We start from the raw sequence: 24254 nt of genomic DNA on the forward strand, positions 1-24254 counted from the left end.
CCTTAATGCTCAAGAACGCGTGACAGAAACTGTTGCGTGCGTGGATTCTGGGGATGCCCGAAAATGGCGTCTGGCGTGCCCTGTTCGGCAATCACGCCCTGATCCATAAACACCACCCGGTCAGCGGTTTTGCGGGCAAAGCCCATCTCATGCGTAACCACAACCATGGTCATCCCTTCACGCGCCAGCCCGCGCATGACTTCCATGACTTCGCCGACTAATTCGGGATCGAGTGCGGAGGTCGCTTCGTCGAAAAACATGATTTTGGGCTGTACCGCCAGCGCGCGTGCGATAGCCACACGTTGCTGTTGTCCGCCCGAAAGCTGAGAAGGATAGTGGCCGGCGCGGTCAGCCAGTCCGACGCGTTCCAGCGCGGCCATGCCGCGCGCGTTTGCCTCTGCAACGGAGAGTTTCTGAGCTTTAATCAAGGCCAGCGTGACGTTGCCCAGTGCCGTTTTGTGGGGAAACAGATTGAACTGCTGAAACACCATGCCGACGTGCCCACAGATATCACGACTCCGTTTTTGATCGTGCAGCGGTATGCCGTTAACCCAAATTTCGCCGCCGTCGGCTTTTTCCAGACCGCTCATAATGCGCAGTACCGTACTTTTACCCGAACCGGACGCTCCGATCAGCACCAGAACTTCGCCCGGCGAGACATCCAGACTGATTTCTTTCAGAACCTGAGTCGCGCCGAATGACTTCGTGATCCGGCTCAGGGTAATGGCTGCATTTTTCATCATAACGGGTTCCTGGTTTGCTGGTGTTGCACCCAGCGAGAAAGCGGGTAACAAAGCGCGAAGTAGAGCAGGGCGACCAGACCATAAATCAGCACCGGCTGCCCGATACGATCAACGATGGCCTGGCCCTGATGCATCAGTTCAGACATGCCGATCATGCTGACAATCGAGGTATCTTTGATGAGCGACAGATACTGGCCGACAAGCGGGGGCAAGACGATCCCACGGGTTTGCGGCAGGATAACACTGGTGAAGGTCTGTCGTCTGGACAGGCCGAGGATCCAGGAAACCTCCCACTGGCCTTTCGGAACCGCCTCAATGCCACCACGAAAGATCTCGGCAATGTATGCGCCCTGATAAATGCTCAGCCCCAAAATGCCCGCGGCAAACAGGTTGATGTCATAGCCAAAATACGCCACGCCAAAGTAGATAAACATCAGCGTGATCAAGACCGGTGTGCCGCGAAACAGCTCGGTATAGATCACCGCAATCTGCCGGGCGACAGGCAGGCGGCTGGTCCGCAAGACGGCGGCCAGAAGGCCAAGCAACGTACTGCCGACAATGGCGGCAACCGACAGCAACAACGTAATTATCAGACCGCGCCACAACAATGGCAGGCTGCTGAGAATCAGTTCGCTCATTGGACCGGCTCCTGTTTAGCGGAAGGTGACAGCATTTTTCTGGCCTGTGACCAGAGCGGCCTTTTTACGGCGACGACCAGCGGTGGCATGAACAGCCGACGTCCCGCAACCGTCCCTAACCACGAGAACAGGTTGCTGAGAAACAGGTAGACCAGCGCGACAACGCTAAAGGTCTGGATGTAGAGCAGCGTCCGGGCGTTAATCACGGTGGCTGTGCCCGTCAGTTCCGGCAGCGCAATCGCTGACAGCAGTGAGGTGCCCAGCAACAGCTGAATCAGGTTATTCACGATAGCGGGCCAGACCGCGCGTGCTGCCTGGGGCATGACCACATTGATAAACATCTGGCGGCGGCTGATGCCCAAAATCCAGGCGGCTTCCAGCTGACCTTTAGGAACCGACTGAATCCCGGCCCGGAAAATCTCGGCCAGATAGGCTCCGACGTTAATTCCCAACGCCAGCACACCCGCCGTAAACGCACTCATGGTGATGCCCAGCGAAGGCAGCCCAAAGAACACGATGAATATTTGCAACAGCACGGGCGTGTTACGGATAAATTCAACATAGCCGTGGCTCAGCCAGCGAACAGGCGCAAAGCGGGCGGCTTTTGCCACGGCAGCCAGCAATCCCAGCGCCAGCGCCAGCATAAACGCCAGCAGCGTCACCTGAAGCGTCAGCCAGGTCGCGGCGAGAAAGGTGTCGGCATACTGCCAGAGTGTCAGCCATTGATAGTGCATAGGAAGCCTCCTTAACAGGACGCAGGACATCACCTGCGTCCTCTCTGGTCAGAACTGCGGATTCAGCGGATAGCGAGGTTTACTGCCAAACCATTTCTGGTAGAGCTGGGCATTCTCACCGGATGCATTAATTTCAAACAGGAACTCGTTGAGGTAGTTCGTCCAGATCTGATCGCCCTGTTTAACACCAAACGCGTTATATTCCAGCGGGACCAGCGCTTCGTTTGTCACTTCCAGCGTCGGATCGAGCTTGGCCTGGTAGGCGAGGAAGTTGTTATCCTCAATCATCGCATCGGCTTGTCCCTGTTTCACCGCCAGGATAGCGGCCTGAGAAGAGTCATATTCCTGAATCTTCACGTCGATCCCCATGCTGCGTACTTCGTCGCCGTTGGTCGAGCCTTTCACGGTCGCAATGGTTTTGCCCGCCATGTCGTGGGCCGATTTGATCCCGCTCGCTTTACGCACCAGCATGGCTTCACTGGCCACCACGTAGGGCTGAGTAAAGCCAATCTCTTTCGCGCGCGTCAGGTTACGGGTGAAATTACAGAACACGACATCCACTTTGTTGGTTTGCAGATTGGGAATACGGTTAGCGCTGGTGGTATTCACCATTTCCAGTTTGACGCCCATCTCTTTTGCCAGCGCTTTCGCCAGGTCGACATCGTAACCATCCGGATTACCCGCTTTATCGTAAAAACCGAACGGTGCAAAACTCAGGCAATCGCCCACCCGCAATGTGCCGCGCTGAAGAACGGTTTGTAGCGTGGATGGCGGTGCTGCACCTGCGGTTTCGTTTTTATTTTCGGTCGGTGTACAACCGGTCAGCGCCGCGACGGTGAGCAGAGCGGGAAGGAGCCGGACGAATACATTTTGCTGGAAAGTGGTATTCATATTTCTTCTCTCAAATAAAAGAGGGATATCACCAACATTATTAAATAATGTGGCGGGATATTTTTAATTATGGCTTTTCTGTTGGATGCGTTTATTTTTACCAGGCGAATAAACCGCAGCTATTATTTTCGTCCGGCATTAAAACACGTCATATCGACTTCGACTTTGCAATCCACAACCAGGTCCTGCACGCTGCAGATTCGGGCGGGCGGATGGTCGTGAAAAAGTTCACTAAACACTTTATTAAATGAACTAAAGTACCGGGCATCCGTCAGGACCGCCGTCACATGCACCACGTCCTTAATCTGATAACCCGCTTCCCGCATGATGGTCAGGCAGTTTTCAAAGGCCAGCCGAGTTTGCTCAATGATGCCGCCCTCTACGACTTCACCGCCTGTCATCGGTGTTTGTCCGGAGATATAAAGCCAGCCATCGGCTTCGACCGCACGTGCAAAAGGCAGTTTTTGTCCTCCGGTTCCGACGCCGCCTTCCGTACCGTAACGCTTGATAGTCATACTTATGCCCTTAAAATCGTCACCTTGCTTTGTCTGGTATACCGGAATTCAATCTGCAATACCGGATAGGTCGAGATTTGCACAATGTTAATTATTTTGCAATAGCGAGTAACGGGATTATTTTTTAGCATTAACGTATGGCTCACGAATATTTTTTATCAATGATTAGTTTTTTAAATTAAAAGTGATCGATGTCTCTTTTTTTAATTCAGCGTGCGCGTTTTTGGTGCCCCAATAATTAGCATCAGGAGGAAAAAGAAAAGGATGGTTATTGTGCGCGTACTCAGGTAAAACCGTGTTGGCTGTGTATGATGGCGGCCTGAACCGATTTAACGTGGCGATGCCGGTAGGAGAAAAGTGGTATGCAGGAAGATAAACCCGCCAGAGCGCGCGGCGTGGACCGCGTAATTGATATTTTCCGTCAGCTGCATATTGCCCGCCAGCCGATGGCGATGCGCGAACTGATTGAAGCGACCGGTGCGCCGCGTTCCAGCGTTTATGAACTGGTTAATCTGCTGAGTGAGGCAGGGCTGGTTGAACTGGATGCAGAAGGCAGCGTGTATTTTGGCCGCGAAATGCACTATTACGGTGCGGACTACATGGCGCACAATCCCCTGATTCGCCGCGCGCATCAATTAATGATCGAGATGGTTGCTGAGCATGGCGAAACCGTGCAGCTGTGCATGCTGGAAGGCAATAAATATACGGTGGTGCTGTCAGAGAGCAATGCGCATCCTTTCAAAATCACCTCAGACATCGGCGTTAAAATTCCGATTCCCTGGACCGCAACGGGCCGTCTGCTATTGAGTAACTGGAGTGATGAGGCGATTCTGGCCCTGATCCCCGAGGAGGATTACCGGCTGGCCAATGGTAACGTCTTAGATAAGCAGGCTTTTCTGACCGATATTCATCGGGCGGGCCATCAGGGCTATTCGATGACGGAAGGGCTGTCTGAAAGTTTTACCTGTTGTATGGCCGCCCCGATTCGCGCCCGAAACGATCTGGCCGTGGCCGCGATTTGTTTTATGGTCAGTCGGGATACGCCCGAGGAGCGACGTCAGATGCTGTTAAAAACGCTTATTAACGCGGGGCAAAAGCTGTCTGACTTTACCTGAACCGACAGAAGAGCCTGCTTCTTCTGTCGGTCACACTGACGCGCTAATAACCTTTGAGGACCGCGACTTCATCGGCTGCGCGCGTGATGTTGACGTTAGTGACCTCGTAATGGGCCACCGCAACGAAAGGATCGTCCGCCAGAATGTGATCTAACCGGGCGCGCGGCATTGCTTTGACCATAATCATGCCACCGGTACGCGGATCCTTTCGGCCCGCAGCGATAAAGTCGCCGCTGTTAAAATGCTGATCCAGCCACGTAATGTGCGGAGCCAGCAGGGCCTCGACGTCCTCAATCGGGCGGAAATAGTTCAGGTAAACGATGTACATCGTAGCTCCTCACACTTTGGGGTTGGTTAGTTCACTCAGTAACGGCAGCAGGACTTTCACACTGTCATGGGTGCGCAGACTGATACGACCGGGCAGCCAGTGATCCAGGAAATCCAGATTGTCGCGGTCGGTCTGATGCCAGGTGGTACCGTCAGGGAAATGCCGGGAACGGCGGCGCTGTTGGTCGCCGTCTTTGCTGCCTGCGTTCCAGTTTCTGGCGGTGACATCCAGTAAGGGAAAACCTGCCGCATCGAAAGGATTGACACCGTGAAAGTCATTTTTCGTGAGCTGACGACTGGCGGCGGAAATGCCAAAACGACGCGCCAGCAGCAGGGCGCGTTCGCTGGTCTGTTTGCGTACGGCACGCGGCGTGTTCATACCGCTGTTGAAATAGAGGTGGTCGCCCGTAATCAAACTGTTGAGATCGATTACCAGCAGCGTATTCTTCTTCTCTTTCTCGCTCATGCGCGCCACATAATCGTCCATGCCATGCAGATGGGATTCGCTGGCGCTGAGCGCCACAAAGCGCACCCCGTAATGAAGCGGCTTATGGCTTAACTGCTTAGCCAGTTCCAGCATCACGCCTAATCCGGAAGCATTATCATCCACGCCTTGCAAACGCAGGCCACCCAGGCCGCGCGCCTGCTCATTGTCGCTGAGTGGAATCCAGGTATCCAGGCTGGCAATCACCAGAATTTCCTGTGGGGCGCTGCCTTCCCGTGCGGCGATCACCGAGGTCGCGGTAAGCTTGCGCCAGCGTGATGTGCCATCACGTTCCTGCCATGTGTAACCCGTATTGAACTGTCGGGTATTGGTTTCAAACCCCAGGGCCGTAAACTGATGTTGCAGGTATTCCGCCGCCATCAACTCGGCCGGGCTGCCGCTCATGCGACCGGGAAAGTACGTTGAGATATGACGGACCTGCTGTTCGGCGAAGTGTCCTGTGAGGTCGGTCAGGGCCTGAGCGCTGAAGATCACGCTGCCACCAAGCAGTGCGGCCAGGCGGAGAAAGGCAAGCATGTCGGGTTCCTTGTGGCTTATTCCTAAAAAGGAGGGGCATTTTTTGTGGCCTAGTATGAAACTGTGATGCTCATTACACAATTTGAATCGTCCTGAAAGGCCTGTAGGATCATCCGCTAAGCACATTTTGTTCTGAGCTTTTCTTTAGCGTTATTCCATTCGGTAACATCTCATTCCAATTCGTAATTTCATCTCAATTCACCAGGGAACGTATAGTCGCGATAACGCATCGTAACAACACCAGGGTTAACGTGGATTATTTGCCTCTTTTTGCCGATCTCGCGGGTCGACCTGTACTGGTCGTGGGCGGGGGAGATATCGCGGCGCGCAAGATTGAATTGCTGCGTCGGGCGGGGGCGCGCATTCAGATTGCCTCACGCGAGCTGTGCCCGGAGTTACAAACCTTACTGGATGAACAGCAGCTTGAATGGCTGGCGACGGCTTTTGAGCCTGCACAGCTAGACAAGGTGTTTCTGGTCATTGCCGCGACCGACGATAACGCGCTGAATGCGCAGGTTTATGACGAGGCCAATGCCCGCCATAAACTGGTCAATGTCGTCGACGATCAGCCGAAATGCAGTTTTATTTTCCCCTCCATCGTAGACCGCTCACCGCTGGTGGTGGCGATCTCCTCCAGCGGGACGGCACCGGTCCTTGCCCGCATGTTACGTGAAAAGCTGGAAACGTTGCTGCCGTCTCATCTGGGCCAGATGGCCGAGCTGGCGGGGCAGTGGCGTGACAAAGTCAAAGCCCGCTTCAGTCGCATGTCCGATCGCCGCCGCTACTGGGAACGGATCTTTAACGGCCGCTTTGCCAGTCAGATGGCAACAGGCGATGTTGAGGCCGCCAAAGCGACGCTGGACAGCGAACTGGGCGATCAGCCGCCCCGGCAGGGCGAGATTATCCTTGTCGGTGCCGGGCCGGGCGACAGCGGTCTGCTGACGCTGCGCGGGCTGCAGGTGATGCAACTGGCCGATGTGGTGCTCTATGACCATCTGGTCAGTGAAGAGGTGCTGGATCTGGTTCGACGCGATGCCGACCGTATCTGCGTGGGCAAGCGTGCCAGCGCGCATCTGTTACCGCAGGACGAAATCAACCAACTGATGGTGCAGCTGGCGCAGAAAGGCAAGCGCGTGGTGCGGTTGAAAGGCGGCGATCCGTTTATCTTCGGCCGCGGCGGCGAAGAGTTACAGGCCGCCCAGCAGGCGGGCATTCCGTTCCAGGTCGTGCCTGGCGTTACCGCTGCCGCTGGCGCAACCGCCTACGCCGGTATCCCGCTGACGCACCGTGATTACGCGCAGAGCGTTCTGTTTATTACCGGTCACTGTCGGCCGGACAGTGATGACATTGACTGGCCGTCCCTGGCGCGCGCGCGACAAACGCTGGCGATTTATATGGGTGCGATGAAGGCCGCCGAAATCAGTCGACAGCTTATTCTCCATGGACGCGCGGCGTCGACGCCGGTGGCGGTAATTGGCCGCGGCACCCGGTCCGACCAACAGGTTCTGACCGGCACGCTTGAACATCTTGAAACGCTGGCAGCGTCAGCGCCTTCCCCGGCCCTGCTGGTGATTGGGGAAGTGGTTAATTTACACGGGCAACTTGCCTGGTTTCAGCATTCGGCACAGCAGGGGGCTCGTGAGTCCGCCGTTGTCAATCTGGCTTGAGAGGAAAAACGATGGATCAAAAACGACTCACTCATCTGCGCCAACTGGAGGCAGAGAGTATCCATATCATCCGTGAAGTGGCAGCCGAATTTGGCAATCCGGTCATGATGTATTCTATCGGCAAGGATTCTTCTGTGATGCTGCATCTGGCACGCAAAGCCTTCTATCCGGGTACGCTGCCCTTCCCGTTGCTGCATGTCGATACCGGCTGGAAGTTTCGTGAGATGTACGAATTCCGCGATCGCACCGTAAAAGCGATGGGGGCCGAACTGCTGGTGCATCGCAACCCGGAAGGCGTGGCGATGGGCATTAATCCCTTTGTGCACGGCAGTGCCAAACACACCGACATCATGAAAACCGAAGGTCTGAAGCAGGCCCTGAACAAGTACGGTTTCGATGCGGCCTTTGGTGGCGCGCGCCGTGATGAAGAGAAGTCACGCGCTAAAGAGCGTATCTACTCATTCCGTGACCGTTTTCATCGCTGGGACCCGAAAAACCAGCGCCCGGAATTGTGGCACAACTATAACGGCCAGATTAACAAAGGCGAGAGCATCCGTGTTTTCCCGCTGTCAAACTGGACCGAGCTGGATATCTGGCAGTACATCTTCCTGGAAAACATTGAGATTGTTCCGCTCTATCTTGCCGCGCCGCGTCCGGTACTGGAACGTGACGGCATGCTGATGATGATCGATGACGACCGTATCAACCTTCAGCCAGGTGAAGTGATTAAACAGCGCATGGTGCGTTTCCGTACCCTGGGATGCTGGCCGCTCACCGGTGCGGTGGAATCTGAAGCGCAAACCTTGCCTGAGATTATTGAAGAGATGCTGGTTTCGACCACCAGCGAGCGTCAGGGCCGGGTGATTGACCGCGATCAGTCCGGTTCGATGGAACTGAAAAAACGTCAGGGTTATTTCTAAGGAGACGCCAGATGAATACCGTAATTGCACAACAAATTGCCGAACAGGGCGGCGTTGAAGCCTGGCTGACCGCACAACAATACAAAAGCCTGCTGCGTTTTCTGACCTGCGGCAGCGTGGACGATGGGAAAAGTACGCTGATCGGTCGCCTGCTGCACGACACCCGACAAATCTACGAAGATCAGCTGTCGTCATTACAAAGTGACAGTAAACGTCATGGTACGCAGGGCGAAAAACTGGATCTGGCCCTGCTGGTGGATGGCCTGCAAGCCGAGCGTGAGCAGGGCATCACCATTGACGTCGCTTACCGCTATTTCTCTACCGAGAAGCGCAAATTCATCATTGCCGACACGCCGGGGCATGAGCAGTACACCCGCAATATGGCGACGGGGGCATCGACCTGCGATCTGGCTATTCTGCTGATCGACGCCCGTAAAGGCGTGCTGGACCAGACCCGCCGCCACAGCTTCATTTCCACTCTGCTGGGAATCAAGCATCTGGTCGTGGCGATCAACAAAATGGATCTGGTGGACTATCAGCAGTCTGTGTTCGAGCAGATCAAACAGGATTATCTCGATTTTGCCGGACAACTGCCCGACGACCTGGATATTCGTTTCGTGCCGATGTCGGCGCTGGAAGGCGAAAACGTCGCCTCACAGAGTCAAAGCATGCCCTGGTACACCGGTCCGACCTTACTGGACGTGCTGGAAACGGTGGAGCTGAACGCAGTCGTCGATCATCAGCCAATGCGGTTTCCGGTGCAGTACGTCAACCGTCCCAATCTTGATTTCCGGGGTTATGCCGGTACGCTCGCGTCCGGGACCGTAAAGGTGGGCCAGCGGGTTAAAGTGCTGCCCTCCGGCGTTGAATCGACTGTTGCCCGTATCGTGACTTTTGATGGCGATTTGCAGGAGGCGGGCGCGGGTGAAGCCATTACGCTGGTTCTCAATGATGAGATTGATATCAGTCGTGGCGATCTGCTCGTGGAGGCAAGCGCGGAACTGCGTGCGGTTCAGTCAGCCACCGTCGATGTGGTGTGGATGGCAGAGCAGCCGTTACAGGCCGGGCAAAGTTACGATGTAAAAATTGCGGGCAAAAAAGCGCGCGGTCGTGTTGAAAAGGTCATTCATCAGGTTGAGATTAACTCGCTGGAAAAACGCGAGGCGGACAGCCTGCCGCTGAATGGCATTGGTCTGGTGACGTTTACCTTTGACGAACCGCTGGTGCTCGACAGCTATCAGGATAACCCGGTCACCGGCGGAATGATTATCATCGATCGTCTGAGTAATGTGACCGTCGGGGCAGGGCTTATTCATGAGCCGCTGGCCGATAACCCCCAGCAGCACGGTGAATTTAGTGCGTTTGAACTGGAACTGAATGCGCTGGTTCGTCGTCATTTCCCGCACTGGAATGCACGCGATCTGCTGGGCGGTCAGTAATGGCCCGGCATGATGAAAATGTCGTATGGCATGACCATCCCGTCACGCGCGATGCGCGTGAACAGCAGCACGGCCATCAGGGCGTGGTGCTGTGGTTCACCGGCCTTTCGGGGTCGGGAAAATCCACCGTGGCTGGCGCGCTGGAACAGGCGTTGCACCGCATAGGCGTCAGCACCTATCTGCTGGACGGCGACAACGTGCGTCATGGCCTGTGCCGCGATCTGGGCTTTAGCGATGCCGATCGTAAAGAGAATATCCGCCGGGTAGGCGAAGTCGCAAAACTGATGGTGGATGCGGGGTTAGTGGTGCTGACCGCGTTTATCTCACCGCATCGGGCCGAGCGTCAAATGGTGCGTGATCTGCTGGATGAAGGCCGGTTTATTGAGGTTTATGTCGATACACCGTTGGCAGTCTGTGAAGCGCGCGACCCGAAAGGGTTATACAAAAAAGCCCGCGCGGGCGAATTGCGAAATTTCACCGGTATAGACAGCGTTTATGAAGCGCCGGAACAGCCAGAAATCCGGCTTAATGGGGAACAATTGGTTACAAAACTGACGCCCCAATTATTAGATCTGCTGCGCCAGCGCGATATTATCAGTTCCTGAACAGACAGCGGCAGAGCGCATTCCGTTTTGCCGCCTTCGCGTTGACAGGATATTTATGCAGAATATAACCCCCATGCTGGCACGCAAAGACTCACGTACGCCTGATGAACCGCGTTCGGTGTTACCGGGTGGTATCATTGGTTTCGTATGTTACTGGTGTGCGCTGGCCATTCCTTTCCTGTTGTACGGCTCCAGTACGCTGTTTTTCTTTCTCTACACGTGGCCCTTTTTCCTGGCGCTGTTTCCGGTTTCCGTCCTGACGGGCATGGTACTGAGTACCTGGCTGCGTGGGCAATGGATATGGACCTCCCTGATATGCGTTATCGCTGTCGCCCTCCAGTTCTGGATACTGTTCCTGTTTCTGTCACGCTGGTAACGGCGTTGATGTCTAAACGCACCAGCAGGTTACAAAAGTTTTCCGGTCTTGTGCCTTCTCATTCTTCTCCTTTTTTTGCTCAGGCGAACGGCATTAGCAGGCATTTTCGCTGCCAGTGTGGAGTCCTGAGTAAAGTTATGGGATGATTGAGCCGTTTTTAGGGGGCGGGATGGGAAAACTGACGTTACTGCTACTGGTGCTGCTTGGCTGGCTGCAATATTCCTTGTGGTTAGGCAAGAATGGTATCCATGATTTTACGCGCGTCAGCGATGACGTGGCGGTACAAAAGGCGACAAACGCCAAACTTAAAATGCGTAACGATCAACTGTTTGCCGAAATTGACGATCTCAATGGCGGCTCTGAAGCGATCGAGGAACGCGCACGCAGTGAATTAGGCATGATTAAGCCGGGTGAAACCTTCTATCGTCTGGTGCCTGACCAGAACAAACGCAACGCGCAACAAGCTGCGCAAAACCAACAACGATAAAACATGAACAATCAGTCCCACTCTGCGGATGTGATTGCCGTGGTGCCCGCTGCCGGTATCGGCAGCCGCATGCAGGCAACCTGTCCCAAACAGTATCTGACGATTGGTCAGCACACACTTCTGGAACACAGTATTGCGCGTCTGTTCTCCCATCCTGCGGTTTCTCAGGTCATCGTCGCGTTAAGCCCTGACGATAATCACTTTGCCCGTTTGCCGCTGGCCAGCGATCCGCGTGTTGTGCGCGTGACCGGCGGCGAAACGCGTGCCGAGTCGGTGCTGGCGGGATTACAGGCGGCGCAGGGCGCGCACTGGGTGTTAGTGCACGATGCCGCGCGCCCGTGTCTGCATCCGGATGATCTGGACCGCCTGCTGCAGTTACCAGGAAAGAGCAAAACGGGTGGCATTCTGGCGGCACCGGTCTGTGACACCATGAAGCGGGGGGAACCCGGCCAGTCAGCGATTGCGCATACGGTCGAACGTGACCATCTGTGGCATGCCCTGACGCCGCAACTTTTTCCCCACGCGCTCCTTACCGCCTGCCTGACCCGCGCCTTGAACGAGGGCGCGATCATTACCGATGAAGCCTCGGCACTGGAATATTGTGGCTACCATCCTGAACTGGTCACAGGTCGCAGCGATAACATTAAAGTTACCCGCCCGGAAGACTTAGCCCTGGCGGCTTTTTATCTTAGTCAGATTCAGTCAAAGGAGAGCGCATGATGCGTATCGGTCACGGTTTTGACGTTCACGCTTTCGGTGGAGAAGGTCCGCTGGTGATTGGCGGTGTGCGAATTCCATTTGAGTATGGTTTTATCGCCCATTCGGATGGCGACGTGGCACTGCATGCTCTGACCGATGCCTTACTGGGCGCGGTGGCAATGGGCGATATAGGCAAGCTGTTCCCGGATACCGATCCGGCGTTCAAAGGCGCAGACAGCCGCGGTTTGCTGCGGGAAGCCTGGCGCCGTATTGCGGCGAAAGGCTATCGCATCGGTAACGTGGACGTCACGATTATCGCTCAGGCACCTAAAATGCTGCCGCATGTACCCCAGATGCGCATCAATATTGCTGAGGATCTGGGTTGCCATATGGACCAGGTGAACGTTAAAGCCACCACGACGGAAAAGCTCGGGTTCACCGGACGCGGCGAAGGCATTGCCTGTGAAGCGGTCGCGTTGCTGCTGAAAACGGAGTCGGCATGACGTTGCAGTACCTCCACGGTGTGCCTGGCGCGACGGGCGTAATTAAAGCCCGCCCGGAAGACTTCGAGGTGAAGGAAGACTTGGGGTATCGCCCTGACGGTGAAGGTGAGCATGTGCTGGTGCGCATTCGTAAAACGGGTGCCAATACGCGTTTTGTTGCCGAAGCCTTGGCAAAATTTATGAAAATTCCTGCCCGCGACCTCAGTTATGCCGGCATGAAAGACCGCCACGCCGTGACCGAGCAAACACTCTGCTTCCGTGTGCCGGGCAATGCGATGCCCAACCTGACAGGCTTTGCATCAGAAGGTGTCGAAATCCTTGAGGTTGTGCGTCATAAGCGCAAATTGCGCGTCGGCGCGCTGGCCGGAAACGCCTTTCGGTTGACCATACGACAGGTCAGCCAGCGCGATGACGTCGAGGCCCGCCTTAAGCAGATTCGTGAACACGGTGTGCCTAATTATTTTGGCGAGCAACGCTTTGGGCGCAACGGCAACAATCTGCAGACGGCGTTGAAACTGGCGCGTCAGGAAATCCAGATACGTGACCGCAATAAACGTGGCCTGATGCTCTCTGCTGCACGCAGTGCGTTATTCAATCAGGTCAACAGTCTGCGTTTGCAGCAGCAGGGTAGCCTGACTCAGGTCATGAACGGGGATGCATTGCAGCTTACCGGGCGTGGCAGTTGGTTTGTCGCCCAGCCCGAGGAAAGGGAGGCGTTGCAGGCGCGCGTGGATCAGCATGCGTTGCGTATCACGGCACCCTTGCCCGGAAAAGGCGAGGCGGGGCCACAGGGCGACGCGCTGGCGTTCGAAGAGCACTGTCTGGCGGATGCGGTAGAACTGCGCGCGCTGCTGGTGCGTGAACGGGTGGAGGCCAGCCGGCGTGCCATGCTGGTGGTGCCGCGCGATTTGCACTGGCAGTGGCTGGATGACGCCACCCTGACGTTGCAGTTCTGGTTACCGGCGGGCAGCTTTGCCACCAGCGTGGTCAGAGAGCTGGTCATCACTGACGACACAGCGGATTTACCTGACGAATAAGCCACGTCCTCACCTGGTCAGTCGCGCGGGTGAGGGACGCGCTGGCGTACACGATGGGCGGCGTAGCAGGGGGCCAGCATCGCACGAAATCTTTCCTTTCAAGCAAATGTGTTACCTTTTTCCTGTCTGTGCGTTTTATTTTCGTCTACCACTTCCTCTCGCTCACCGCTAGAATGCAAAAGTCGCTGTCCAGTCATAACCTGTTGCCATGCTTCAAAACAGGTCCTTATTACGGCGACCCGGTTGAACAGAAAAGGTCAGAATTAAATGCGGATATTGCTCAGCAACGATGATGGCATCCATGCGCCTGGTATTCAGACGCTGGCAAAGGCTTTGCGTCAATTTGCCGAGGTGCAGGTGGTGGCACCGGATCGCAATCGCAGTGGTGCCTCCAACTCATTGACGCTGGAAACCCCGTTGCGCACTTTTACCCATGAAAACGGGGACATTGCGGTGCAAATGGGCACGCCCACCGATTGCGTGTATTTGGGCGTAAACGCACTGATGCAACCCCGACCCGATATTGTGGTCTCGGGGATCAATGCCGGCCCTAATCTGGGTGATGACGTTATCTATTCCGGCACGGTGGCCGCGGCCATGGAGGGACGTCATCTGGGTTTGCCCGCCATTGCGGTTTCGCTCAATGGTCACGAGCACTATGCCACTGCGGCGGCGGTAACCTGTGCGCTGTTAAAAGCGCTGAGTCGTGAGCCGCTGCGCACCGGACGCATACTGAACATCAATGTGCCCGATCTGCCGCTGGCGGAGGTGAAAGGCATTCGCGTGACGCGCTGTGGCAGTCGGCATCCGGCCGATCAGGTGATTGCCCAAACCGATCCGCGCGGCAATCCGCTGTACTGGATAGGACCACCGGGCGAAAAACTGGATGCCGGCCCTGATACTGATTTTGCCGCCGTGGATGAAGGTTATGTGTCCGTCACCGCGCTGCATGTTGATCTCACCGCGCACAAGGCTCAGGACGTGCTGAGTCGCTGGCTGGATAACGCTGAGGTAAACCTGGTATGGTGAGTCGGCGTATCGAGACACTGTTGGCGCAACTGCGTCAACAGGGGATTCATGACGAACACCTGTTAAAAGCCATCGCCGACGTGCCGCGTGAGCGCTTTATCGATGAGGCCTTTGAGCACAAAGCCTGGGATAACATGGCGCTCCCCATCGGCTCAGGCCAGACGATTTCACAGCCCTATATGGTGGCGCGGATGACCGCCCTGCTGGAGCTCGATGTGCACTCGCGTGTTCTGGAAATCGGGACCGGTTCTGGTTATCAGACCGCGATTCTGGCTCATCTGGTTGAGCATGTTTACTCTGTCGAACGCATCAAAGGTCTGCAGTGGCATGCAAAGCGCCGTCTGAAACAGCTCGATTTACATAACGTCTCTACCCGCCACGGTGATGGCTGGCAGGGCTGGCCCTCGCGCGGGCCTTTCGATGCCATTATTGTGACGGCGGCGCCCCCCGAAATTCCGACTGCGCTGATAGCACAACTGGCAGAAGGTGGCATTATGGTGCTACCTGTCGGTGAAGAGCAGCAGGTGCTTAAACGCCTGCGCCGACGCGGCGGTGAAATCACCGAGGAAACGATTGAGCCGGTGCGTTTCGTCCCGCTGGTTCAGGGCGATCTGGCCTGATGACCGTGTTAGCATTTCTTAATAACTGTTTCATGGCACACGGTAGTTGATATTGTTACTATCCAGTCAGTTCAACGAAAATACAGCGTTTAACGTGCCACACAGTGTAATGTGCTGGTGAAAAGAGAAAGTCAGTTTTTAAAGGTTGCCACCACGGGGGATTAATGAGCACGGGAAGCACAATTTTTCAGTTACGCCGTCTGGCGGCGCTTTCACTGGTGAGTTTTTGGCTGGCAGGCTGTAGTTCAGGCGACAATACACAAGCGCCAATAAGTAATATCGGCGACGGCAGCAGCATGAATGATAACGGTAATATGGCCAGCACTGGTACTGCGCCTGTTGCCAGTGGTGTGCCGACGATGCCATCGCAGGGCGGCATGTTAAGCCGAAATACGCCTGTGCCGCAGAATAAGCCGGGAATCATTAGTACCGGTAATAATACAAGTAATGAAGTTGAAACCCAGAACGGGCGAATTGTGTACAACAGAAGTTATCAGAATATTCCTAAAGGAAGCTATTCTGGACAAACGTACACCGTAAAACGCGGCGATACCCTCTTCTATATTGCCTGGATTACCGGCAATGACTTCCGCGATCTGGCGCAGCGCAACAACGTACAGCCACCGTACAGCCTAAATGTTGGGCAAACCTTGCAGGTCGACAACGGCTCCGGCCAGCCTATTACCGGGGGCAACGCGATTACCGCGGCGGATGCATCACAAAGTGGCATCGTCACCGCACCACAAATAAAACAGGCCCCTGTTGCACAGCAGCCTGTTATTACGTATTCTGATGATTCAGGTAACTCGAATGGCAGTAAATTGTTGCCTTCGAAGGGAGCAAATGTTGCAACGACAACAGCTCCAGCCGTTACCGCACCACCGACGGTGAGCAGTACAACAAACAGTTCAACGCCTGTTGGAAGCTGGCGTTGGCCGACCGAAGGTAAGATCATCGATAACTTCTCTGCCACCGAGGGTGGTAACAAAGGGATCGATATCGCAGGTTCGCGCGGACAGCCGGTTGTGGCCACTGCTTCAGGAAGGGTGGTTTATGCAGGCAACGCGCTTCGTGGTTACGGTAATTTAATCATCATCAAACACAATGATGATTACCTGAGTGCCTACGCCCACAACGATACAATGCTGGTCCGGGAACAACAGGAAGTTAAGGCTGGGCAAAAGATCGCTACCATGGGTAGCACCGGAACCAGTTCAGTTAGATTACACTTTGAAATTCGTTACAAGGGGAAATCCGTAAACCCGTTGCGTTATTTACCGCAGCGATAATCCGGCAGAGTCCTCTGGAGTCTGCCCTGGAATCACGGGTAGGAGCCACTTATGAGCCAGAATACGCTGAAAGTAAACGAGTTACATGAGAATGCGGAATTCGAAGAGAATGGAGCAGAAATTTTTGATGAGAAGGCGCTCGTCGAAAATGACTCTGGCGACAATGATGTAGCAGAAGAGGAGTTGCTGGCGCAGGGTGCGACGCAACGTGTCCTTGACGCTACTCAGCTCTATCTTGGGGAGATTGGCTATTCTCCATTGCTGACGGCCGAGGAAGAGGTACTCTTCGCTCGCCGGGCATTACGAGGTGATATTCCTTCTCGTCGCCGCATGATCGAAAGTAACTTACGACTGGTGGTGAAGATTGCACGACGTTACAGCAATCGCGGTCTGGCCCTGCTGGACCTGATTGAGGAAGGTAACCTCGGCTTGATTCGCGCCGTTGAGAAATTTGATCCAGAACGTGGATTCCGTTTCTCAACGTATGCCACCTGGTGGATTCGTCAGACCATTGAACGGGCAATCATGAACCAGACCCGGACAATTCGTTTGCCGATCCACATTGTGAAAGAATTGAACGTTTATCTGCGTACTGCGCGTGAACTTTCTCACAAGCTCGACCACGAGCCGAGTGCGGAAGAGATTGCAGAACAACTGGATAAACCGGTTGATGACGTAAGCCGTATGTTGCGTCTCAACGAACGTATTACCTCAGTTGATACTCCTTTAGGGGGCGATTCTGAGAAAGCGCTGCTGGATATCCTGGCCGATGAAAAAGACAACGGCCCAGAAGATACCACGCAAGACGACGATATGAAGCAAAGTATCGTTAAATGGCTGTTCGAACTGAACGCCAAGCAGCGCGAAGTGCTGGCTCGTCGTTTCGGCCTGTTGGGCTATGAAGCGGCAACGCTTGAGGATGTTGGCCGTGAGATCGGTTTAACCCGCGAGCGTGTGCGCCAGATTCAGGTTGAAGGTTTGCGCCGTCTGCGCGAAATCCTGCAAGGTCAGGGCCTCAGCATTGAAGCACTGTTCCGCGAATAAGCTGAACACGGCACGTCAACAGAAAGCGATGGGTAACCCCCATCGCTTTTTTTGTCTGTTATTTACGCTTAAGCCTGTCCGGCAAAATACTCCCCTGTCAGAAAACAGGGCTGACGGGCGGCATCTTTTGTCAGGCAAAGTGTCACATCGTCCGGAAAGCCTCTTTGTATCAGCTCGACTGCGGACGCGCAGTGAAACAGTGCCGCGAAATTCTGGGACTGATGAGCGTGCCAGGCGGCGACAGCGGTCTGCGCTTCAGGTGAAAGCGTGCGTTGTGCCAGCGCGGCAATGATTCCCCCCGCTACCACATAATCCTCAATACAGGGGCGAAGGCTCCCGTCTGGCCAACGTTCGCCACAGGGGACAATCAGAATACGGCTGAAGGCGCAGCAGGCTTCGGCCGTTGCGGTCAGGTTTCTCAGGCAGCCTGTCAGCACGGGGACGCCCCGTTCCCGCGCCCTGAAGCAGGTTGCGGAGCCATTAGGGGAGGGCAGCACCAGTTTTTCATCCGGACGAACGCTGAGTAACGTTCGCGGCGACAGACTGTAGCCCTCGCCACTGAAACGCCTGTCGCTGTTAGCCGCGATGGCACCGACGGACTGCGCATACTGCGTGACAGAGTGATCTTTCCAGGGATAAGGATAGACGCGCGCCCCGTTCTCCACTGCCACGCTGACACAGGTAGAAAAGGACATCACGTCAATAATCACGATGATATCCACGTCCCCGGCCAGATGATCGATGGCCGGGATCCCCCATTCCAGACGAACAGCAAACGCGTCCTGACGATACCAGTTCATAGGCTTTTCCCGCAGTGTGGTGTAACAGCGATGTGCAACCGGCGGAAGTTAGCCCTGCCTGCGCAATAATTTTTGCAGCCGTTTTTGCTGCCAGCGGCGGATCGCATCCTTAAATATAAACAGACGCAATGCTCTGACGAGCAGTAAGGCGCCCCAAATGGCGGCGACCCAGAGTGACCAGCGGTCATTGGGCGCCGTAAAGTGGTTCAGGACATACAGCAATGCGCATACCACCACAGCGCTAAACAGAGAACGGTAAAACCGGCTCTCGGCAGCGAGCTGCTGGCGGGCGTCAGAAATGTAGCTGTCCAGCGCTTCACCGTTATTCGCAGGGGCATCGGTCAGATCGGTCACGTTAATCTCAAACACGGCCGCCAGTGCGCTCAATGTTTCCAGGCTGGGCGGATCGCCGTTTTCGATGCGCTGTATGGTTCGGGTGCTGAGGCCGGCCATTTCCGCCAGTTGTTCCTGTGACCAGGCATGTGCGAGGCGATATTCTCTGACGTTGTTCAGGTTACGCATAATGAGTCTCCGAAAGAGTAAACAATCGGTTTGCAGCATCGCCGGTAAGTGTCGACAGAAACACGATCGCAGCACGACAGGCACACGACAGCATTATGACACCGCTTTATCAGCCTGTAATCGCGTAAAGCGGTAGCAGAAGGATGCGCCAGCAGGGGTAAAGAAAGCGGGCGCAGAGAAACGCGTGACGGGAAGTCCGTAGCCGCCCCGCGAAAGGGCGGCCGTCATCAGACCAGTGCTTTAAGGCGGTAAATCCAGTCCAGCGCCTGGCGCGGTGTCAGCGTATCGGGATCCAGTGCTTCCAGCGCTTCTACGGCGGGAGACGTTTCTTCCACCAGCAACGGCAACTGCGAGCCGTCAACGTTTGACGTTGCGGATTGACTGGAAACCGTTTCGAGCTCTTTCAGCTTATTACGCGCGCGTTTAATCACCTCTTTTGGCACGCCAGCCAGCGCGGCCACGGCCAGCCCGTAGCTTTTACTGGCGGCACCGTCCTGCACACTGTGCATGAACGCAATCGTATCGCCATGTTCTACCGCATCCAGGTGAACGTTAACCACGCCTTCCAGTTTCTCAGGCAGGGTCGTCAGTTCAAAGTAGTGCGTTGCAAACAGGGTCATCGCTTTGATTCGATTCGCCAGATTTTCCGCACAAGCCCAGGCAAGCGACAAGCCGTCATACGTAGAGGTGCCGCGGCCGATTTCATCCATCAGGACCAGGCTGTTTTCTGTCGCGTTGTGCAGAATATTGGCCGTTTCCGTCATTTCGACCATAAATGTCGAGCGGCCGGAGGCCAGATCATCTGCTGCGCCCACACGGGTGAAGATACGATCCAGTGGACCAATGACCACTTCTTCGGCGGGAACGAAACTGCCGATCCAGGCCATCAGCGCGATTAACGCAGCCTGACGCATATAGGTACTTTTACCGCCCATATTCGGGCCTGTGATGATCAACATGCGGCGTTGTGGTGCCAGCGAGAGCGGGTTGGCGATAAAAGGTTCTTTCAGGACCTGCTCCACTACCGGATGGCGGCCGGCGGTGATTTTAATCCCGGGCTTGTCGTGCAGCGTGGGACGGCAGTAGTTTAGCGTCCATGCGCGTTCCGCGAGGTTACTCAGTACATCCAGTTCGGCCAGCGCCGCCGCACTTGACTGTAACGCTTCAAGATGCGGCAGCAGCAGATCAAACAGGCCTTCATACAGGCTTTTCTCCAGCGCCAGTGCTTTGCCCTTTGACGTCAGGACCTTGTCTTCATACTCCTTCAGCTCGGGAATGATATAGCGTTCAGCATTCTTAAGAGTCTGACGGCGGACATAGTGAATAGGCACCTGATGGCTCTGACCCCGGCTGACCTGAATGTAATAACCGTGCACGCCGTTAAAACCGACTTTCAGGCTGTCCAGACCGAGTTTTTCACGTTCGCGGATCTCCAGGCGATCCAGATAATCCGTCGCGCCATCCGCCAGGGCGCGCCACTCGTCCAGCTCAGCGTGATAACCCGGGGCGATCACCCCGCCATCTCTGATTAATACCGGTGGGGATTCGACAACGGCCTGCTCAAGCAGTGTGCGCAGGTCGCTAAAGTCACCTATCTGGGTACGCAGGGTTTTCAGGTGGGCGGACCCGGCGTTTGCCAGCAGATCGTTGAGTTCCGGCAACTGCTGAAACGCATGGCGCATGCGCGCCAGATCGCGTGGACGCGCCGTGCGTAGCGCCAGGCGGGCCAGAATACGCTCCAAATCACCGACCTGGCGCAGAACGGGCTGAAGCACGTCGCTCAGCGCCTGCAGCTCGGCGATTGATTCCTGTCGTTTCGCGATGACGCTGCTGTCACGCAACGGCATATGCAGCCAGCGTTTTAGCATCCGGCTGCCCATTGGCGTGACGGTTTTATCCAGCACCGCGGCTAAGGTGTTCTCGGTACCGCCTGCAAGGTTTTGGGTAATTTCGAGATTACGTCGGGTGGCGGCATCCATGATGATGCTGTCCTGCTGACGTTCCATGCTGATGGCGCGGATATGTGGCAGGCTGGTCCGTTGGGTATCTTTGACATACTGCAGCAGACAACCCGCCGCGCGCAGGCCGAGATGGGCCTGCTCCACACCAAAACCGTTTAAATCCCGCGTACCAAACTGCAAAGTAAGCTGCTGACGCGCGGTATCAATTTCAAATTCCCACAAAGGACGACGGCGCAGACCACGACGCTGATCGATGAGCGACATCGGCGAAAAATCTTCCGGGTAAAGGAGTTCGGCAGGATTGGTTCGCTGCAGTTCGGCTGCCATGGTTTCCAGATCCATGGGCTCACTCAGACGAAACCGGCCTGAACTGATATCCAGCGTGGCATAACCATAGCCGCGCGCACCGTGCACCACAGCGGCCAGCAGGTTATCCTGCCGCTCCTGCAAGAGTGCCTCATCACTGATCGTGCCTGGGGTAACAATGCGGACGACCTTACGTTCGACCGGCCCTTTGCTGAGCGCCGGGTCGCCAATTTGTTCACAGATGGCGACCGATTCACCGAGTTGCACCAGCCTCGCCAGATAATTTTCAACCGCATGATGGGGGACACCGGCCATAGGGATCGGTTCGCCCGCCGAGGCACCGCGCTTGGTTAAGGAAATGTCTAATAACTGAGAGGCGCGTTTCGCATCGTCGTAAAACAGCTCATAGAAATCGCCCATGCGATAAAACAGCAGGATGTCAGGATGCTCGGCCTTGAGGCGTAAATACTGCTGCATCATTGGCGTATGAGTAGAAAAGTCCTTGTCTGTAGACTCTTTCATATTGAATTAACTCGTTTTTATGGTTTTAGAAGTACTCAAGTGGCCCCATTTGAAACCCTGATAAACCTATCTAAATCCGAAAATTTGTATGCCTGAGGTATTCTAGCTACTATCGAGAATACAACATGGCTCTTCTGGTATACATGAGGCAACAACTGTGAAGATGACTCTGAATCAATCCATAATAATCAATAAGTTGTCGATAGAAACGAAACCGGAGTTTGATTCAGACGGACGAGTTGTGTATGTGCCTAACATTTCTGGTAAGCCCTATCTTATCACTGACAACCATCGCGATTCACCTGTAGGCTTTGGCGTTAAGGTTAGTGCAACAAAGAAGACCTATATCATTCAAAGAAGGGTGTCTGGTGGAGGCAGGAGTCATTCTGAAGGCAAGTCGCCTTCACAAGTCATTAGAGCAACGATAGGCAATGTATCGGATTTTGCTTCGATCGATCAGGCGCGTGAAGTTGCCAGAACCTATGCGCAATCAATGAAGGCTACACAAAGGAATCCAAATGCCGTTAAGCGTGAAGCTGATATTGCCGAGCTGACTCTGAGTGAGATTTTTGCTCAGTACAAACAGCACTTACTGGGACGAAGTAAACCAGCAAAAGCAAACTCAATACGAGTATTGGACAAAGCCGAACAAAAGCTCAAGGAATGGGAAATGTAGTGGTTTACTAAATTTGGCCACCTGAACAGAGGTGATATGCTCATCTCAGAACATGACAGGTGCCTTAATGAAAAAAAGAATTTTCAGCGCAGAATTTAAACGCGAATCCGCTCAACTCGTTGTTGATCAAAACTACACTGTTGCTGATGCGGCCAGTGCTATGGATGTAGGTCTCTCCACAATGACCCGATGGGTAAAACAGTTGCGTGATGAACGCCGGGGCAATACGCCAAAAGCTTCCCCGATTACCCCGGAACAAATCGAAATACGTGAACTGAAGAAAAAACTGCAACGTGTTGAAATGGAAAATGAAATATTAAAAAAGGCTACCGCGCTCTTGATGTCAGACTCCCTGAACAGTTCTCGTTAATCGGAAACCTCAGAGCGCATTATCCTGTGGCCACACTCTGCCACGTGTTTGGGGTTCATCGCAGCAGCTACAAATACTGGAAAAACCGTCCTGAAAAGCCAGACGGCAGACGGGCTGTATTACGCAGCAAGGTTCTGGAACTGCATAACATCAGTCATGGTTCTGCTGGCGCAAGAAGCATCGCGGCCATGGCAACGCAGAGAGGCTTGCCGATGGGGCGATGGCTTGCTGGCATGACCTGCCCCCAGTATTAGATACAACCATCAGTTAGTAATGTCGGTTTGTTTACCTTCACATTTTCCATTCCGCCATCGTGCTGCAAACTCTGATGGCGTCTGATAATTTAGTGCTGAATGTGGACGACACTCGTTATAATCCTGCCGCCAGTCATTAATGACTTTCCTGGCGTGAACGATATCGCTGAACCAGTGCTCATTCAGACATTCATCGCGAAAGCGTCCGTTAAAGCTCTCAATAAATCCGTTCTGCGTTGGCTTGCCCGGCTGGATTAAGCGCAACTCAACACCATGCTCAAAAGCCCATTGATCCAGTGCGCGGCAGGTGAACTCCGGCCCCTGGTCAGTTCTTATCGTCGCCGGATAGCCTCGAAACAGCGCAATGCTGTCCAGAATGTGTGTCACCTGCACGCCTGAAATCCCAAAGGCAACAGTGACCGTCAGGCATTCCTTCGTGAAGTCGTCCACACAGGTCAGGCACTTGAGCCTGCGACCGGTGGCGAGCGCGTCCATGACAAAATCCATCGACCAGGTCAGGTTGGGCGCCGCCGGGCGGAGCAGCGGCAGACGTTCTGTTGCCAGCCCTTTACGACGCCGTCTGCGTTTTACGCCCAGCCCTCTCAGATGATAAAGGCGGTACACGCGCTTGTGATTAACATGAAGGCCTTCACGGCGCAGTAACTGCCAGATGCGGCGGTAGCCAAAACGCCTGCGCTCCAGTGCCAGCTCAGTGATGCGCTCTGATAAATGCGCATCAGCCGCCGGACGCAGAGCCTCGTAGCGGCAGGTCGACAGGGACAAACCTGTCAGCCTGCAGGCACGACGTTGCGACAGACCGGTCACATCACACATCAACATCACGGCTTGCCGCTTCTGGTCTGTCGTCAGTACTTTCGCCCCAGAGCCACCTGAAGCGCCTCCTTATCCAGCATGGCTTCGGCAAGCAGCTTCTTGAGCCTGGCGTTCTCTTCCTCAAGCGACTTCAGCCGCTTAACCTCGGGCACCTCCATACCGCCATACTTCTTACGCCAGGTGTAAAAGGTGGCATCGGAAATGGCGTGCTTGCGGCAGAGTTCACGGGCAGAAACCCCGGCTTCAGCTTCGCGGAGGATACTGATGATCTGTTCGTCGGAAAAACGCTTCTTCATGGGGATGTCCTCAT

The 24254-nt window shown here is 54.9% G+C and carries 25 protein-coding genes and 2 pseudogenes; 16 read left to right on the forward strand and 11 right to left on the reverse strand.

Going from position 1 to position 24254, the window contains the following annotated elements; translation table 11 throughout:
* Nucleotides 1-2: 2 nt before the first annotated feature.
* The 5 genes from C1N58_RS01570 to C1N58_RS01590 form a co-directional block, all read right to left on the reverse strand.
* Nucleotides 3-740: an amino acid ABC transporter ATP-binding protein gene (locus tag C1N58_RS01570; RefSeq protein ID WP_033739676.1), complete on the reverse strand. Its 738-nt coding sequence runs from the start codon at nucleotides 738-740 to the stop codon at nucleotides 3-5.
* Entirely contained in the window at nucleotides 740-1381 is a 642-nt protein-coding gene (locus C1N58_RS01575; protein WP_006120747.1) for an amino acid ABC transporter permease, read from the reverse strand. The genes C1N58_RS01570 and C1N58_RS01575 overlap by 1 nt, the downstream gene beginning before the upstream one ends.
* Nucleotides 1378-2115, reverse strand: coding sequence for an amino acid ABC transporter permease (locus tag C1N58_RS01580; RefSeq protein WP_394550368.1), 738 nt, complete (start codon nucleotides 2113-2115; stop codon nucleotides 1378-1380). The genes C1N58_RS01575 and C1N58_RS01580 overlap by 4 nt, the downstream gene beginning before the upstream one ends.
* A gap of 48 nt (nucleotides 2116-2163) precedes the next feature.
* The gene (locus tag C1N58_RS01585) at nucleotides 2164-3006 is read right to left on the reverse strand and encodes an ABC transporter substrate-binding protein (protein ID WP_039338353.1); all 843 of its coding nucleotides are present in this window, start codon (nucleotides 3004-3006) and stop codon (nucleotides 2164-2166) included.
* A gap of 122 nt (nucleotides 3007-3128) precedes the next feature.
* On the reverse strand, nucleotides 3129-3521 hold the full coding sequence (locus tag C1N58_RS01590) for a RidA family protein (protein WP_033739549.1): 393 nt from the start codon (nucleotides 3519-3521) through the stop codon (nucleotides 3129-3131).
* Between the two features lie 362 nt (nucleotides 3522-3883).
* Here C1N58_RS01590 and C1N58_RS01595 point away from each other — a divergent pair, with 362 nt between their 5' ends.
* Complete coding sequence (locus C1N58_RS01595; protein ID WP_033739547.1) at nucleotides 3884-4636, forward strand: IclR family transcriptional regulator; 753 nt, start codon at nucleotides 3884-3886, stop codon at nucleotides 4634-4636.
* 43 nt (nucleotides 4637-4679) lie between these two features.
* On the opposite strand, the gene C1N58_RS01600 is transcribed toward C1N58_RS01595, so the two are convergent.
* Together C1N58_RS01600 and C1N58_RS01605 are read right to left on the reverse strand one after the other, a co-directional pair.
* Entirely contained in the window at nucleotides 4680-4964 is a 285-nt protein-coding gene (locus tag C1N58_RS01600; protein ID WP_033739545.1) for a YciI family protein, read from the reverse strand.
* Nucleotides 4965-4973: 9 nt separating this feature from the next.
* Entirely contained in the window at nucleotides 4974-5984 is a 1011-nt protein-coding gene (locus tag C1N58_RS01605) for an aminopeptidase (RefSeq protein WP_006120741.1), read from the reverse strand.
* Between the two features lie 251 nt (nucleotides 5985-6235).
* On the opposite strand from C1N58_RS01605, the gene cysG reads away from it, so the two are divergent.
* The 13 genes from cysG to rpoS all read left to right on the forward strand — a co-directional run bounded on the left by cysG (nucleotide 6236) and on the right by rpoS (nucleotide 17699).
* Complete coding sequence (cysG, locus tag C1N58_RS01610) at nucleotides 6236-7651, forward strand: siroheme synthase CysG (protein WP_033739542.1); 1416 nt, start codon at nucleotides 6236-6238, stop codon at nucleotides 7649-7651.
* 11 nt (nucleotides 7652-7662) lie between these two features.
* Complete coding sequence (gene cysD / locus C1N58_RS01615) at nucleotides 7663-8571, forward strand: sulfate adenylyltransferase subunit CysD (RefSeq protein ID WP_006120739.1); 909 nt, start codon at nucleotides 7663-7665, stop codon at nucleotides 8569-8571.
* Between the two features lie 11 nt (nucleotides 8572-8582).
* A complete protein-coding gene (cysN, locus tag C1N58_RS01620) occupies nucleotides 8583-10010 on the forward strand; it encodes a sulfate adenylyltransferase subunit CysN (protein WP_033739540.1) in 1428 nt (475 codons plus the stop codon).
* Complete coding sequence (cysC, locus tag C1N58_RS01625; protein WP_033739539.1) at nucleotides 10010-10615, forward strand: adenylyl-sulfate kinase; 606 nt, start codon at nucleotides 10010-10012, stop codon at nucleotides 10613-10615. Before cysN ends, cysC begins: the two co-directional genes overlap by 1 nt.
* A gap of 55 nt (nucleotides 10616-10670) precedes the next feature.
* On the forward strand, nucleotides 10671-10991 hold the full coding sequence (locus C1N58_RS01630) for a DUF3561 family protein (protein WP_006120736.1): 321 nt from the start codon (nucleotides 10671-10673) through the stop codon (nucleotides 10989-10991).
* A 169-nt stretch (nucleotides 10992-11160) separates the two neighbouring features.
* Nucleotides 11161-11478, forward strand: a complete 318-nt coding sequence (gene ftsB / locus C1N58_RS01635; RefSeq protein WP_006120735.1) for a cell division protein FtsB — start codon at nucleotides 11161-11163, stop codon at nucleotides 11476-11478.
* A gap of 3 nt (nucleotides 11479-11481) precedes the next feature.
* A complete protein-coding gene (gene ispD / locus C1N58_RS01640; RefSeq protein ID WP_006120734.1) occupies nucleotides 11482-12198 on the forward strand; it encodes a 2-C-methyl-D-erythritol 4-phosphate cytidylyltransferase in 717 nt (238 codons plus the stop codon).
* A complete protein-coding gene (ispF, locus tag C1N58_RS01645; protein WP_006120733.1) occupies nucleotides 12198-12680 on the forward strand; it encodes a 2-C-methyl-D-erythritol 2,4-cyclodiphosphate synthase in 483 nt (160 codons plus the stop codon). The genes ispD and ispF overlap by 1 nt, the downstream gene beginning before the upstream one ends.
* Nucleotides 12677-13717 carry a tRNA pseudouridine(13) synthase TruD gene (gene truD, locus C1N58_RS01650; protein WP_394564515.1) on the forward strand — a complete coding sequence of 347 codons (1041 nt, stop codon included), beginning with the start codon at nucleotides 12677-12679 and terminating at the stop codon, nucleotides 13715-13717. The genes ispF and truD overlap by 4 nt, the downstream gene beginning before the upstream one ends.
* 267 nt (nucleotides 13718-13984) lie before the next feature.
* The gene (gene surE, locus C1N58_RS01655) at nucleotides 13985-14746 is read left to right on the forward strand and encodes a 5'/3'-nucleotidase SurE (protein WP_006120731.1); all 762 of its coding nucleotides are present in this window, start codon (nucleotides 13985-13987) and stop codon (nucleotides 14744-14746) included.
* Nucleotides 14740-15366, forward strand: coding sequence for a protein-L-isoaspartate(D-aspartate) O-methyltransferase (locus C1N58_RS01660; RefSeq protein WP_006120730.1), 627 nt, complete (start codon nucleotides 14740-14742; stop codon nucleotides 15364-15366). Before surE ends, C1N58_RS01660 begins: the two co-directional genes overlap by 7 nt.
* A 164-nt stretch (nucleotides 15367-15530) precedes the next feature.
* Complete coding sequence (gene nlpD / locus C1N58_RS01665) at nucleotides 15531-16655, forward strand: murein hydrolase activator NlpD (RefSeq protein WP_033739535.1); 1125 nt, start codon at nucleotides 15531-15533, stop codon at nucleotides 16653-16655.
* Nucleotides 16656-16706: 51 nt separating this feature from the next.
* A complete protein-coding gene (gene rpoS / locus C1N58_RS01670; RefSeq protein ID WP_006120728.1) occupies nucleotides 16707-17699 on the forward strand; it encodes an RNA polymerase sigma factor RpoS in 993 nt (330 codons plus the stop codon).
* 68 nt (nucleotides 17700-17767) lie between these two features.
* On the opposite strand, the gene C1N58_RS01675 is transcribed toward rpoS, so the two are convergent.
* The 3 genes from C1N58_RS01675 to mutS all read right to left on the reverse strand — a co-directional run bounded on the left by C1N58_RS01675 (nucleotide 17768) and on the right by mutS (nucleotide 21810).
* A complete protein-coding gene (locus C1N58_RS01675) occupies nucleotides 17768-18499 on the reverse strand; it encodes a 2-phosphosulfolactate phosphatase (RefSeq protein ID WP_054633237.1) in 732 nt (243 codons plus the stop codon).
* 48 nt (nucleotides 18500-18547) lie between these two features.
* The gene (locus tag C1N58_RS01680; RefSeq protein ID WP_054633238.1) at nucleotides 18548-19021 is read right to left on the reverse strand and encodes a helix-turn-helix domain-containing protein; all 474 of its coding nucleotides are present in this window, start codon (nucleotides 19019-19021) and stop codon (nucleotides 18548-18550) included.
* A gap of 227 nt (nucleotides 19022-19248) precedes the next feature.
* Nucleotides 19249-21810 carry a DNA mismatch repair protein MutS gene (gene mutS / locus C1N58_RS01685; RefSeq protein ID WP_394551385.1) on the reverse strand — a complete coding sequence of 854 codons (2562 nt, stop codon included), beginning with the start codon at nucleotides 21808-21810 and terminating at the stop codon, nucleotides 19249-19251.
* A gap of 157 nt (nucleotides 21811-21967) precedes the next feature.
* Here mutS and C1N58_RS01690 point away from each other — a divergent pair.
* Nucleotides 21968-22477 (forward strand): annotated as a pseudogene (locus C1N58_RS01690) (integrase); the annotation flags it as partial.
* A 76-nt stretch (nucleotides 22478-22553) separates the two neighbouring features.
* Nucleotides 22554-23089, forward strand: a pseudogene (locus tag C1N58_RS01695) (transposase); the annotation flags it as partial.
* A 30-nt stretch (nucleotides 23090-23119) separates the two neighbouring features.
* On the opposite strand, the gene C1N58_RS01700 reads toward C1N58_RS01695, so the two are convergent.
* A protein-coding gene (locus C1N58_RS01700) for an IS3 family transposase (protein ID WP_394551013.1) occupies nucleotides 23120-24240 on the reverse strand; the annotation gives its coding sequence in 2 pieces (ribosomal slippage) (nucleotides 23120-23982 and nucleotides 23982-24240; 1122 coding nt in all).
* Between the last annotated feature and the right edge of the window lie 14 nt (nucleotides 24241-24254).

This window comes from Pantoea sp. SGAir0180 (genome assembly GCF_043546245.1).

Coding starts and splice junctions, on each gene's coding strand:
- surE (WP_006120731.1), top strand. CDS start 13,985: ATGCGGATATTGCTCAGCAACGATGATGGCATCCATGCGCCTGGTATT.
- cysC (WP_033739539.1), top strand. CDS start 10,010: ATGGCCCGGCATGATGAAAATGTCGTATGGCATGACCATCCCGTCACG.
- C1N58_RS01630 (WP_006120736.1), top strand. CDS start 10,671: ATGCAGAATATAACCCCCATGCTGGCACGCAAAGACTCACGTACGCCT.
- ispF (WP_006120733.1), top strand. CDS start 12,198: ATGCGTATCGGTCACGGTTTTGACGTTCACGCTTTCGGTGGAGAAGGT.
- ispD (WP_006120734.1), top strand. CDS start 11,482: ATGAACAATCAGTCCCACTCTGCGGATGTGATTGCCGTGGTGCCCGCT.
- C1N58_RS01595 (WP_033739547.1), top strand. CDS start 3,884: ATGCAGGAAGATAAACCCGCCAGAGCGCGCGGCGTGGACCGCGTAATT.
- C1N58_RS01675 (WP_054633237.1), bottom strand. CDS start 18,499: ATGAACTGGTATCGTCAGGACGCGTTTGCTGTTCGTCTGGAATGGGGG.
- C1N58_RS01580 (WP_394550368.1), bottom strand. CDS start 2,115: ATGCACTATCAATGGCTGACACTCTGGCAGTATGCCGACACCTTTCTC.
- C1N58_RS01590 (WP_033739549.1), bottom strand. CDS start 3,521: ATGACTATCAAGCGTTACGGTACGGAAGGCGGCGTCGGAACCGGAGGA.
- ftsB (WP_006120735.1), top strand. CDS start 11,161: ATGGGAAAACTGACGTTACTGCTACTGGTGCTGCTTGGCTGGCTGCAA.
- C1N58_RS01680 (WP_054633238.1), bottom strand. CDS start 19,021: ATGCGTAACCTGAACAACGTCAGAGAATATCGCCTCGCACATGCCTGG.
- C1N58_RS01660 (WP_006120730.1), top strand. CDS start 14,740: ATGGTGAGTCGGCGTATCGAGACACTGTTGGCGCAACTGCGTCAACAG.
- mutS (WP_394551385.1), bottom strand. CDS start 21,810: ATGAAAGAGTCTACAGACAAGGACTTTTCTACTCATACGCCAATGATG.
- C1N58_RS01585 (WP_039338353.1), bottom strand. CDS start 3,006: ATGAATACCACTTTCCAGCAAAATGTATTCGTCCGGCTCCTTCCCGCT.
- C1N58_RS01605 (WP_006120741.1), bottom strand. CDS start 5,984: ATGCTTGCCTTTCTCCGCCTGGCCGCACTGCTTGGTGGCAGCGTGATC.
- rpoS (WP_006120728.1), top strand. CDS start 16,707: ATGAGCCAGAATACGCTGAAAGTAAACGAGTTACATGAGAATGCGGAA.
- cysN (WP_033739540.1), top strand. CDS start 8,583: ATGAATACCGTAATTGCACAACAAATTGCCGAACAGGGCGGCGTTGAA.
- C1N58_RS01600 (WP_033739545.1), bottom strand. CDS start 4,964: ATGTACATCGTTTACCTGAACTATTTCCGCCCGATTGAGGACGTCGAG.
- cysD (WP_006120739.1), top strand. CDS start 7,663: ATGGATCAAAAACGACTCACTCATCTGCGCCAACTGGAGGCAGAGAGT.
- nlpD (WP_033739535.1), top strand. CDS start 15,531: ATGAGCACGGGAAGCACAATTTTTCAGTTACGCCGTCTGGCGGCGCTT.
- C1N58_RS01570 (WP_033739676.1), bottom strand. CDS start 740: ATGAAAAATGCAGCCATTACCCTGAGCCGGATCACGAAGTCATTCGGC.
- C1N58_RS01575 (WP_006120747.1), bottom strand. CDS start 1,381: ATGAGCGAACTGATTCTCAGCAGCCTGCCATTGTTGTGGCGCGGTCTG.
- truD (WP_394564515.1), top strand. CDS start 12,677: ATGACGTTGCAGTACCTCCACGGTGTGCCTGGCGCGACGGGCGTAATT.